Origin of the sequence: Maribacter sp. PR66 (genome assembly GCF_028464205.1) — a bacterium.
In the GTDB taxonomy this organism is placed as follows: Bacteria; Bacteroidota; Bacteroidia; order Flavobacteriales; family Flavobacteriaceae; genus Maribacter; species Maribacter flavus.
This window is the reverse complement of sequence record NZ_JAQPCH010000005.1, coordinates 51,198-62,705: the sequence shown is the minus strand read 5'-3', so window position 1 is coordinate 62,705 and position 11,508 is coordinate 51,198. Positions and strand designations below refer to the sequence as shown.

Genomic DNA, 11,508 nt, shown 5'->3' with positions numbered 1-11,508 from the left:
AAGCCAAAATATGAATTCGCGCATGAGAGGTCGCAGCATTTTACGCACCAATTGCATGATTCCCATTTAGTAAGTTCACCAAGTCAAGCAAGCCACAAGCCAAAGATCGAGTTCAAATACTCCGTAAATACCTCAATTGTTTTTTCATTCTTTTCTGAAAAAGTAAAAAAGCCGTTAAAAACGGTAAAGGCAATAAGTGTCTTTTACGAAAGACAACTACTTTATCCCTTCCATAGTTTTCCTTGACGTAGCAATCCTTGTACTACACAAGAAGCTTATACAAAAGGATTTTTAACATTTATATAATTCAAAACAAAAACTATGGACTTTTCAATGGGCCTTGTGTCCGCAATCGTAACGGCCTCGATTTTTATGCCGTTCTTCTATGCCGCCTATTTGGGCAAGCAACAACAGAAAATAATAAACAAAGTATTCAAACAAGAGATTGATCTTTTTGGATACTCTTTCGATGACCTTGAACAATGGCGAAACAATTTGATTGGTTGGGACAACACCCATTCAATTTTGGTGTATATGCGCTATTCCTCAAATGTTTTGGATAAACAGGAAATACTAATTTCCAAAATAGTGGATTGCAATGTTTTGGTTGAAGATAGGAAAGTACGAAGAAATGGAAAGATAGATTCCACCCTTCTAAAAGTTGACCTAAGACTTGAAATATCAAAGAGAAAAGAAAATGTAATATTTCTTAACTTCTATGATTGTTATGGCAACTACATGGAAGACCATGAGATCGCTAGGGCAGAAAAGTGGAAGAAACTGATCCTGAGAAATTGCACACCACAAAGGCCCTTAAAATCCGCAGCCTAAAACTTTTCATTATCTCTTAATATGACAATACCTTTGGTTATCATCATCTTTATAGTTGGGTATCTTCTTATTGCCTTGGAGCATAAAATTCATGTTAACAAAGCGGCCACTGCCTTGTTCATCGGCGTAGTTTTATGGGTCATTTTGGCTCTAAATGTAGAAAGTTCTACGGTCTTCAGTGATTTAGCGCATCACTTTGAACAAATAGCGGAAATCCTATTTTTTCTTTTGGGTGCCATGACCATTGTAGAACTGATCGATGTGCACCATGGGTTTGAAATCGTTCAAAACTTCATTCGTACTAAAAGCAGGATTTATCTTCTATGGATTTTGGCCTTTGTGACTTTCTTTCTTTCCGCAGTACTCGATAACATGACTACCACCATAGTAATGGTTGCATTATTGAAAAAGCTATTCTCCAAGACGGATGATCGGTGGTTTTTCGCTGGCTTTGTAATTATTGCAGCGAATGCAGGTGGTGCCTGGTCCCCCATCGGGGATGTCACCACTATTATGCTATGGAATGCCAATTATGTCAGTTCCTTTGAAATCTTAAAGACAGTATTTCTACCAAGCTTGGCATCACTACTTCTGCCTTTGATATTCACGGGCTTTTCAGGTTCCAAGGTCTTTCATGGAACTCTGGAGGCTGATAACCGCCAGATTAATTCTATCAATTCAAAGGATGGTAAATTTATATTGATACTGGGGGTGCTGTTACTTTTGTTTGTTCCTGTTTTTAAAAGCTATACCCACTTGCCACCATTTATGGGAATGTTGTTTGCCCTATCGATATTATGGTTGGTCACCGAGGTTTTACATCGAAAAAAGGATAAAGAGACCCAACGCCAATATTCGGTTGCTGAAACACTAAGGCGAATAGACACGCCTAGTGTGTTGTTCTTTCTGGGAATCTTATTAGCGGTTTCATCGCTTGAATCCCTTGGGGTTTTGGAAAGTTTTGGAAAATCGATGGAGCAAAACTTTGGTAATTTTTATGTCTCCAATGCATTTCTTGGCCTTTTATCAGCTGTTATTGACAACGTTCCCCTGGTTGCGGGCGCCATGGGCATGTATTCATTTGATGTGTATCCTCCCGACCACGCTTTTTGGACTTTTCTCGCCTATTGCGCCGGTACGGGCGGAAGTACGTTGATTATTGGTTCGGCAGCAGGGGTGGCTGCAATGGGCCTTTTGAACATAGACTTTCTATGGTACGTTAAACGGTTTTCGCTCTTAGCCCTGATGGGATATGTGGCCGGCATTTTGGTATATCTCATCCAATGACTAAGAAAGATTTACATAAGGTGACCCCAGGGGCACTTTTGGTCACCTTGGGAATCGTTAAAAACAAAAAAATACGTTGAAACAACTTCTCAGAAAAAAACTTTGGCGCAGCTCCAGGCCGAATCGAAGCAATCTTACCTAAAAAGGTCTTTGGCAGTTTTTGACCTGACCTTGCTCGGTATCGGTGCCATTATCGGCACGGGAATTTTTGTACTTACCGGGGAGGCCGCAGCAGGTACCGAACATGCCATGGGCGCTGGCCCCGCGCTTACCATTTCATTTGTGATCACCGGCCTGGCCTGTCTATTCGCGGCACTTTGTTATGCAGAATTTGCTTCGATGATTCCGGTATCAGGTAGTGCCTATACCTATGCCTACAACTCATTCGGCTAACTGATTGCCTGGATCATCGGTTGGGATTTGGTATTGGAATAATCCGTTGGCAATGTAGCTGTTGCCATTGGTTGGTCAGGCTACTTTAAGAATTTATTGGATGGTTTTGGCCTTTACCTTCCTGGTTGGATTATTGCCCCTACAGGCACGAATATGATACAACTGCCATCTGTTGCATGGACAGAGATGACTCCAGATCTTATTTCGAAATTTGGGGAAATGGTAAACACCATGCCCCAGGTTACATCAATCCTTAATCTACCCGCTTTGGTAGTCACAATTGCTGTTACTCTACTACTTTACATTGGTATCAAAGAATCGGCCAAGGTCAATGCAACCTTGGTCATTGTCAAATTGGTGTTGATCGGGCTCTTTCTCTGGTTCGGCCTTCCCCATTTTAATCCCTCTGAGCATTGGAAAGATTTTGCACCCAATGGCTGGCAGGGCATTATGACAGGGGCAGCTCCAAGGCTTTCGGTTCGAATTTCAAGGGCAAAGCTTTAAGGGCAGTGAAATCAACCGGAATATGTCCATGGCCGGAATTGGTAGGGAATTGACACAATACAACACCCCACAGAAAATCGTTTCGACAAAGAACACCATCAAAATATTGGACAAAGTGGTGCCGGTTCCCGAAAAGCTCTTAGCATCCTTTGTTAAAAAGGCAATCAGAAAATCCATCGACATTGGAATGGGCATTTAAATTTAAAGTGATATGAACAAACTTGAAACCATCACACAACTATTGGTAAACGAGCTGACCGACTTTGATAAGAACGTACAACAATTAAGCGACCAAATGGAAAGAGCTGAATCTCTTCGGGTTAAATTTGATGTGGCACCTATTAAAGGTTTAATCTTACAGTTGGAAGAATTGAGCAAACGTGAAAAGGAAAGAAGTGAACACTACCTGGACCGTTTGAAACGTAACCTAAAACAGGCCAAAATCTATCCGAAATGGGCGGTTGTCACCTTTATGGTATTCTATGGAATTTCATTATCAACCGGGTTCTATGCCTACATGTTAAAATCAGATATGGAGAATGAAAAAAATGAGGCTTTTTTGCAGGGTGAAAGAAATGGAATAATGCATTTAGAACAGTTTTTAAAAGAAACACCTGGTGCAACTAAACTTTACGACGAATGGCGCATTCATAAAAGCAAAAAGTAGATTATCGTGAAAATCCGAATAGAAAGCTATTCTCATTTTACTACCGTACTTGGTTTTTCGTAGTATTTTTTCCGCAACCAAAATGCCACCCGTACTAATAAAATCAATGCGGGAACTTCAACCAAAGGACCGATAACACCTGCAAACGCTTGTCCTGAGTTAAGCCCAAAGACCGCAATAGCAACCGCAATAGCCAGTTCAAAGTTATTTCCTGCTGCGGTGAAGGCTACCGATGCTGTTTTGTCATACTCCGCACCCATCGCTTTAGTAAAGAAAAAGCCGATAATGAACATCACCGTAAAATAGACTAACAATGGAATCGCAATGATGACTACATCCATTGGTATTTCAACAATCAGTTCACCTTTAAGTGAAAACATTACTATAATAGTAAACAATAACGCAATAAGGGTTAAGGGTGAAATGGTAGGTATAAATTTTTTGGTGTACCATTCTTCTCCTTTTAGTTTCACCAAAACCAATCTGCTTAAAATACCCATCAAGAATGGAATACCTAAATAGATAGCAACACTTTCTGCAATTGTTGCAATTGAAATATCTACAATAGCTCCTTCAAACCCATATAATGGTGGTAGCTTGGTTATAAACAACCAAGCATAAAAACTATAAGCAAAAACTTGAAAAATGCTGTTTAAGGCAACTAAACCTGCACCGTATTCACTACTTCCTTCGGCTAGGTCGTTCCATACCAAAACCATCGCAATGCAACGTGCCAAGCCAATTAGGATTAACCCAACCATATATTCAGGATAATCACGTAAAAAGGTAACTGCCAAGATGAACATTAAAACTGGACCAATAACCCAGTTTAGAATTAAGGAAATGGAGAGTATTTTTACATTTTTGAATACTTTGGGCAGTAAGGCATAATTTACTTTGGCCAAAGGCGGATACATCATAATAATTAAGCCAATTGCTATTGGAATGTTGGTTGTACCTGAACTAAAGCTATTTATGACATCAGGAACGCTTGGGAAAAAATATCCTAAACCTACTCCTAAAGCCATTGCAACAAATATCCACAAGGTTAGATTTTTATCTAAAAAACTTAATTTTTTTGCCGCCATAGTTATGCTTTTATTTGAGAGAATATGTAATACATTTCGGTTGCAATTTGCTCACTACGTTCTATATACTTTTGAGCTTGTAGTGGTGTATTGTCAAATGCTTTTGGATCTTCAAACATAATTGGGATGCGCTTTTCTGCTCCTGGCACAAAAGGACAGGCTTCGTTTGCCGAATCACAGGTCATTATTGCGACAAAACCGGATTTTGGATTAAAATCATCATCCAACTTCTTTGAAAAGCCTATGATTGGGTGTTCATTGTCCGCATATTTAATGCTATAAACAGGGTTTTTGTTTTTTGAAATCTGGTATATTTCAAATCCTGAATTTTGTAATGTTTCAGCAATCATTGGAAAAAGTGCCGTGGCCTCTGTTCCTCCAGAATAACAAAACACACTTTTAATATTAAAGTAGTTTGCCATGGTCTGTGCCCATACTTGCGATAAATGGCTTCTACGCGAATTATGCGTACAGATGAAGTTGATTCGGATGTCTTGACCTCTCGAAACTTTTGACTGGATAATATCTATTAGCGGTTGTAAAATTGATTTTCGCTCTTCGGAAATGGTCGCGGGATCTAAATTCTTGATTGTCTTTTCAATTTCCGGAAACACGGTTGACTGCTTTGTCATCATTTTTTGGTTCTATATATTGGTTAACAACAGTTTCCATCTGGGGTACAACAAGGTTCTGCGTCCACCACGGATAAGTTGAATTTTGGATTTTCGGTATGGATGCCACATTTATCCCTAGCAAGACAATCGGTCTGCTTGGAAGTGAGCAGGAAATATTTACCATCGAATTCCAGACCAAACTTCCCTATGGTCTCCCCTTGGTATTCTACCTCAATTTCCAAATCTTCAATACCTAAAACTTTTTCTGAAAGTTCAATGATATTGAGTAGTTTTTCCGGATGTATCCTATGGTCATAATCATCAGCGTTCCAAAGTTGAAAATTGGCAACTTCCTCATTACGTACAGTCCCGCCACAGTCTATAAAGTGTTTGGTAATCCTGCCAACTTCAGTAACGTGAAAATGGCTGGGGACTAAATCGCCATTGGGTAGCTTAAAAGCAATTCTGTCCAATTGGGTAAGCTGTTCTTTAATTTGTGATAGTTTCATAATTCCTTTTGTTTTTGTGATTGGGTCAAATAATCGATTCTAGAAGCTACGTAGAGCATTTCTTTGGCTATGGTTTCAGGAGAATCTAGGGGAACATATACTTGCATTGGATCATCCCCCATTTCCAAATTATCTTCTACGAAAACCTTTAAACTTTTTTCCAAATTTCTAAGGGAACTTAAGTCCTTATAGTATTCATTCCAACTATCGGACCCAAAATTGATAGTATATGAGTATAGCTTCTTGTCGCTCGCATTACTTACCTTGAAGCCATGCTGTTTAAGCGTTGCCAACGCATGTAAGGGCTCGTTTGCAACCTTGATTCCAGCAGATTGAATGTTGTAACCCCCAAGCTCATACTTTATTAAACCCGTTTTCAGCCAAATAGCAGCGAGTTGGCTCTTTGTTTTGTTATTGCTGTCTATGAAAACAAGGCCCGTGTTTTCATTAACCCTGTTTTCCTTATAAATCCTTGAGGCCAATTGGTCAAGCAAAATTTTCCTTTCCTGTTCTATACTGGAAAAACTTGTTTCAATGGGAACTATCGATTTCAAGATCTTATTTCTTAGTTTTTGAGAATGTAGTGCTTGCTGAGAGAGAATCAGCATTATAGACATGACTAAAATTCCTTTGGTTTTCATAATGACATTAATCTATTTATTTATTGCAATAAAACGATTAATTGATGTAAATTTTTTTAGCAGCAGTCTTCATTCTCGGGAAGGTCCTGGTTTAGAAAATCCTCCATAACTGATTTCATCGCCGTCCAATTATCCTTGTCGATACAATAGCATACACTTGTTCCCTCGACATTGCCCTTGACCAATCCCAAGTTCCTCAGCTCCTTAAGGTGTTGTGATATCGTTGGCTGGGCCAAACCAATTTCATCGACCAGACTCCCGCAGTAACAACTGTCCATTTTGAACAATTGTTGCAGAATAGCAACACGCGCCGGATGCCCAAAGGCCTTGGCGAATATCGCAATTTGATTCTGGTGATCAGTGAATATTTCTGTTTTGGCGAGTCCCATTCCTATTATTTAATTGCAATATTACAATTAATAATCATCTCCCACATCAATTTTAACATAATTTACCAGGCATATAGCAAAATTTTAAATTTTTCAGAAACGTCCCTTTGTTGTTTCTTTATATTCATCCAATGGATTGACAATTTTCAGGGCAGAACGTATTGAAAAAGTTAGATTCAGATGGAGGCTAAACTCATTTCGGATAGTCTTATTAACACTAGTTGTTTTTTAAATTTGACTAATGGGACGTCGAGAAAAGTAGAAATCAAAAAGTGCCGATAATGCTTCCTTAAACGAAATTATAAAATGGATAGGGTCTTATGTGTGGATATCATCTTTTAGTACCATATTCTTCTTTTAATCCATCATTTTAATCCCGACCTTTACCTTATAGCCTACAAACAAGTAAGAATGAATTCGGTAGAAGCCAAACTAAAGGAGCGAGTAAAGGAACTTACCTGTCTTTATGAGGTAACATCCATAATCGTGAATTCCGACTATGATCAGTTGGAAGCATCTCTGGAGGCGATTACCTATTGCCTAAAAAGAGGTTGGCAATTTGTAGAAGATACCGAGGCCCACATAAAGGTCAACGAATACGAAGCCCGGACAAAGGGCTATGGATCCGATAGGGTGAGCCTGAGTGCCGATATCAAGATTTTTAATTCCGTGGAAGGCCAAGTTACGGTCGGGTATCCATCATCAAAATATACCTTGGAAGATTTTTTGGAAGAGGAGCGGACCTTATTGCACAATGTCAGCCTGGCCGTGGGGAACCTTATGGAGCGCAAGCAGATTCGTGACAACGACATTGCCACCCGAAAACAAATGGAGCGGGCCGACCGTTTGCATATACTGGGAGAGATAACCGCAGGAATAGCCCATGAACTCAATACGCCTTTGGCAAACATTCTTGGCTTTGCAGAATTATTACAAGAAAGCATTGTAGACCCAGATACTTCCCGTGATCTTCAAAAAATCATGGATAATGCCATTTTTAGCCGTGAAATAGTCAAAAAACTGATGTTTTTTGCCTGTGAGATGCCTCGTGAAATGAGTTCGATTGAATTGGTCCCAGCAATCGAAAACGTACTTAAACTATTGAAGCCCCAATTAAGGGCAAAGAAAATAGAAATCAGTACCTCCTTCGACGACAGAACCTTAAGGCTAAGAGCTGATACGGTCCAATTGACCCAAGTATTGTTCAATCTAATCATGAACGCCGTTTTTTATTCTCCAGAGAAAGGGCGTATCCTAGTACAAGTTCTTCATTATGAAGGGAAAATCAGAATACGCATTGCCGACGAGGGAGCGGGTATACCACCAGAAAACGCTGATAAGGTCTTTGAACCTTTTTTTACCACCAAGCCCGTAGGTGAAGGTTCTGGCCTCGGTCTTAGTGTAGTACACGGTATCATTACCAGCCATAAAGGCACCATTTCCCATAGTCCCAATGAACCAAAGGGAACCGTTTTTACCATTGATTTTCCTAAATTGTAAATATGGCATTGCGAAAGGAAAATATATTGATTGTAGACGATGACATTGACATCCTAGAACTATTGCAACGGCACCTAAAGTCAATGGACTACCATACCTTCAAGGCCATATCGGTCAAGGAAGCCTTGTTTATCCTTAAGGATACGGAAATCGATTTACTGATTACCGATATTCAAATGCCGGAAATCGACGGACTGCAATTATTGAAATATGCCAATGAGCACCATCCTGATATGCCCAAGTTGGTCGTTACGGGCTATCCTTCCGTAGACGGGGTGTTGGAGGTCATCAAGTCGGGAGCGATGGACTATCTTACCAAACCCTTTACCAAAGCAGAGCTAAAAGATAGTCTTGCCAAGGCATTTGCCCATAGACCCAAAAAAACACCTCCAAAGCCAAAACCGGAAAATATTAACAATAATAAGTATGCGGACATGGTGGGTGAATCAGATGCCTTCCATAATGTGACCAATATTGTCGAACGGGTCAAGGATAACAAGGCCACAATACTGATTAGGGGAGAGAGTGGTACAGGAAAGGAACTTGTTGCCAGGGCCATTCATTATTCTGGTAAATATTCCCGTGCGCCCTTTATTGCCGTGAACTGTGGAGCGATTCCCGAAAACCTCCAGGAGGCGGAACTTTTCGGTTACAAAAAAGGGGCGTTCACAGGGGCCAATGAAGACCGAAATGGCTTCTTTCAGGCCGCCGAGGGCGGTACGTTATTTTTGGATGAGATCGGCACAGCTTCACTGACCGTGCAAACAAAACTATTGAGGGCTTTACAGGAAAAGGAGATTACAAAAGTAGGGTCACAGAAAGCGCAAAAAGTGGATATTCGCATTATAGCCGCTACCAATGCAGATCTAATAGAGGAAATTAAAAAGAATACCTTTCGTGAAGATCTGTATTATCGCCTAACGGTAGTCGAAATCAATGTGCCGCCGTTGCGTGAACGCAAATCCGATATTCCGCTTTTGGTAGAGAAATTTTTGAGAAAATATGGGGTCGAGTACAAGGATCGCTTATTGCGAATCGCACCCGAAGCACTTCAGGTATTGGAACGCTATTACTGGCCGGGCAATATCAGGGAACTGGAGAATATCATACAACGGGCCATTATTATGTCAGATGGCATTATAGGGGTAAAAGACCTTCCGGATTTATTGAAATATCAGATAGAGTTTCCCGAAAGGGGCTTCGTACCATTAAGGGAAATGGAAAAAGAATACGTAAAGAGAGTATTGGCACACACCCAGGGCAACAAAAGTAAAGCCGCCGAAATTCTTCAAATAGACCGCAAGACATTACGTGATAAACTTTCTTAATAGTGTTCGGTTTTTCCCCAACTGGGGAATTTTTCCTCACTTTTAAAAATCCCTCTTTAAAAAAAATCAATTTTATATACCTGATATTCAGTTATATGGTTTTTTTGGCACGGCTGTTTCTATTTAGGGGCATAGCGTTTGCCTTTTAATGTGTGAATTTAATCAGTAACCTTTAAAAGTAAATAGTTATGATAAAGTATGTATTTGCCCTCATGTTTTCAGTAAGTGTGTTGAACGCTCAAGTTAGCGATGAACAAACAAGGATAGACGTTAAAGTAGGTGATGTATTTGAGATAGGGAAACCCGAAACCAACAAATACAAGCACATTGAATTTCCTAGAGCAAATTTCATCATTAAGAGAGGCGGTATCGCCAATTACAAGAGTGTATTGGGAGAGAAAGTCGTTGTAAGCTCTATTAAAGAAAAAAGGAACGGCACCACAGAAGTAAGGATAAAGAAAGTCGACGGCCACCGCTTTTTTGGAAGCCATCCTTCCGTTACCGTCGATATTGACGAAGCCCTCAATTCTGGTGAGTTGATGACAAAATAATCATTTTGGTTGGTTGATGGGATCCACCTGTTCAGGTTACTCGAGTGGGAATAGCCGTCAGGTGGATTTTTTATCTGGGGAAAATCTTATTCACGTATCTAAATAGATGTAAGAAACTTAAAATAGAGACCATGTTCGCGAAGCTTTCCATACCCCAACGGTTACATGCAGGGCTTATCCTTGTTATGGCGTTCCTTCTGGTACTAGGTTCCAACCGATTGGACAAAAAACATTTTGAAACGGTACAGAATACCGTAAACTCCGTCTACAAAGACCGAGTAATGGTACAGGATTTCATATATCAACTGAACAACATTTTTCATACTAAAGAGCTTGAACTGACCAGAACAGGACAGTTTACCATGGACGACCATCAAAATGGAAAGATAAGACAGTTGTTGGACGATTTTGCAATGACCGAGCTTACTGCCAAAGAGTCCAATCTATTGTATGATCTTGATAATACCTATCAAACCTTGATCAAGGTAAAAGAAACCGATAACGGTATGGCAATAGAAAAAACGGCACTGGTCAGTAAACAGTTTGATGAAATTCAAACAAAGTTGGATGGTTTGGCCCAAATTCAATTGAACGAAAGCGGTCAATTGACCCAACTTTCCAACAAGTCCTTGGGCATGAACTCGCTAATGTCAAATTTGGAAATCGCCTTTTTGATAGTAATTGGGATATTGATGCTGGCACTCATATTTTATCCGGGTAAAAGCCCCATATACTAAAATCAAATTGTGGATAATGGAATCAAGACACAATGGGTAAGAACGTTCTAATAGTTGAGCAAAAGGAGTATGTTCTGATAAAGCGGGCCATCAACCTTTCGATCTTTATTCAAGACATGACCTTGAAAGCAATTTTGGAAAGATATTCGGTTGCTTTGGAAACCGCCAAAATTATCTCCGAGAGTGATATGCCAAAGAATATAATACGAATCAATTCAAAGGTTACTATCGAATACCCAGATGGCAAATTGGAAACGTTTCAATTGGCATTACCTTCAGAGTTGGGCATTAACCAAAACAAGTTATCCATTTTTACGGACAAAGGAGCATTGGTCTTTGGGCGGATGGAAGGTATAAGTATCAATAGTACCTCCATGCAAACCTCGGAAAGATTTATAATAAAGGAGGTTAGGCAACGGAGCAATAATATTGGGTTGGATATGGTACTTTAAACGATCGTTTCGAGAAT

16 protein-coding genes are annotated in these 11,508 nt (G+C 39.9%); 11 read left to right on the top strand and 5 right to left on the bottom strand.

All coding sequences use genetic code 11. From position 1 onward, the window contains the following. Positions 1-321: 321 nt before the first annotated feature. The 6 genes from PP181_RS10500 to PP181_RS10475 all read left to right on the top strand — a co-directional run bounded on the left by PP181_RS10500 (position 322) and on the right by PP181_RS10475 (position 3,682). Positions 322-831, top strand: a complete 510-nt coding sequence (locus PP181_RS10500; RefSeq protein WP_154920098.1) for a hypothetical protein — start codon at positions 322-324, stop codon at positions 829-831. Positions 832-852: 21 nt separating this feature from the next. Then, on the top strand, positions 853-2,118 hold the full coding sequence (nhaD, locus tag PP181_RS10495) for a sodium:proton antiporter NhaD (RefSeq protein ID WP_272637063.1): 1,266 nt from the start codon (positions 853-855) through the stop codon (positions 2,116-2,118). Positions 2,119-2,220: 102 nt separating this feature from the next. Further along, on the top strand, positions 2,221-2,511 hold the full coding sequence (locus tag PP181_RS10490) for an amino acid permease (protein ID WP_272637062.1): 291 nt from the start codon (positions 2,221-2,223) through the stop codon (positions 2,509-2,511). Between the two features lie 153 nt (positions 2,512-2,664). After that, positions 2,665-3,015: an amino acid permease gene (locus tag PP181_RS10485; protein WP_272637061.1), complete on the top strand. Its 351-nt coding sequence runs from the start codon at positions 2,665-2,667 to the stop codon at positions 3,013-3,015. 28 nt (positions 3,016-3,043) lie between these two features. Further along, on the top strand, positions 3,044-3,214 hold the full coding sequence (locus tag PP181_RS10480) for a hypothetical protein (RefSeq protein WP_161598252.1): 171 nt from the start codon (positions 3,044-3,046) through the stop codon (positions 3,212-3,214). A 12-nt stretch (positions 3,215-3,226) separates the two neighbouring features. Further along, the gene (locus PP181_RS10475) at positions 3,227-3,682 is read left to right on the top strand and encodes a DUF6730 family protein (protein WP_272637060.1); all 456 of its coding nucleotides are present in this window, start codon (positions 3,227-3,229) and stop codon (positions 3,680-3,682) included. Positions 3,683-3,714: 32 nt separating this feature from the next. Here the strand turns inward: PP181_RS10475 and arsB are convergent, their stop codons facing one another. From arsB to PP181_RS10450, 5 genes are all read right to left on the bottom strand, one after another. Then, a complete protein-coding gene (arsB, locus tag PP181_RS10470; RefSeq protein ID WP_272637059.1) occupies positions 3,715-4,770 on the bottom strand; it encodes an ACR3 family arsenite efflux transporter in 1,056 nt (351 codons plus the stop codon). 2 nt (positions 4,771-4,772) lie between these two features. Beyond that, positions 4,773-5,405 carry an arsenate-mycothiol transferase ArsC gene (locus PP181_RS10465; protein ID WP_272637058.1) on the bottom strand — a complete coding sequence of 211 codons (633 nt, stop codon included), beginning with the start codon at positions 5,403-5,405 and terminating at the stop codon, positions 4,773-4,775. 20 nt (positions 5,406-5,425) lie between these two features. After that, a complete protein-coding gene (locus PP181_RS10460) occupies positions 5,426-5,893 on the bottom strand; it encodes a DUF6428 family protein (protein WP_272637057.1) in 468 nt (155 codons plus the stop codon). Next, positions 5,890-6,447 (bottom strand): hypothetical protein, encoded by a 558-nt coding sequence (locus PP181_RS10455; protein ID WP_272637056.1) that lies wholly within the window; start codon positions 6,445-6,447, stop codon positions 5,890-5,892. The genes PP181_RS10460 and PP181_RS10455 overlap by 4 nt, the downstream gene beginning before the upstream one ends. Before the next feature lie 143 nt (positions 6,448-6,590). After that, positions 6,591-6,923, bottom strand: a complete 333-nt coding sequence (locus tag PP181_RS10450; protein WP_154920116.1) for an ArsR/SmtB family transcription factor — start codon at positions 6,921-6,923, stop codon at positions 6,591-6,593. Positions 6,924-7,334: 411 nt separating this feature from the next. On the opposite strand from PP181_RS10450, the gene PP181_RS10445 reads away from it, so the two are divergent. From PP181_RS10445 to PP181_RS10425, 5 genes are all read left to right on the top strand, one after another. Beyond that, positions 7,335-8,423: a sensor histidine kinase gene (locus PP181_RS10445; protein ID WP_272637055.1), complete on the top strand. Its 1,089-nt coding sequence runs from the start codon at positions 7,335-7,337 to the stop codon at positions 8,421-8,423. Positions 8,424-8,425: 2 nt separating this feature from the next. Then, positions 8,426-9,751 (top strand): sigma-54-dependent transcriptional regulator, encoded by a 1,326-nt coding sequence (locus PP181_RS10440; RefSeq protein WP_272637054.1) that lies wholly within the window; start codon positions 8,426-8,428, stop codon positions 9,749-9,751. A 188-nt stretch (positions 9,752-9,939) separates the two neighbouring features. Beyond that, positions 9,940-10,302: a hypothetical protein gene (locus tag PP181_RS10435; protein WP_154920123.1), complete on the top strand. Its 363-nt coding sequence runs from the start codon at positions 9,940-9,942 to the stop codon at positions 10,300-10,302. Positions 10,303-10,433: 131 nt separating this feature from the next. After that, positions 10,434-11,039 carry a hypothetical protein gene (locus PP181_RS10430; RefSeq protein ID WP_154920125.1) on the top strand — a complete coding sequence of 202 codons (606 nt, stop codon included), beginning with the start codon at positions 10,434-10,436 and terminating at the stop codon, positions 11,037-11,039. Positions 11,040-11,071: 32 nt separating this feature from the next. Continuing rightward, complete coding sequence (locus tag PP181_RS10425) at positions 11,072-11,491, top strand: transcription elongation factor GreAB (RefSeq protein ID WP_272637053.1); 420 nt, start codon at positions 11,072-11,074, stop codon at positions 11,489-11,491. Positions 11,492-11,508: the final 17 nt, after the last annotated feature.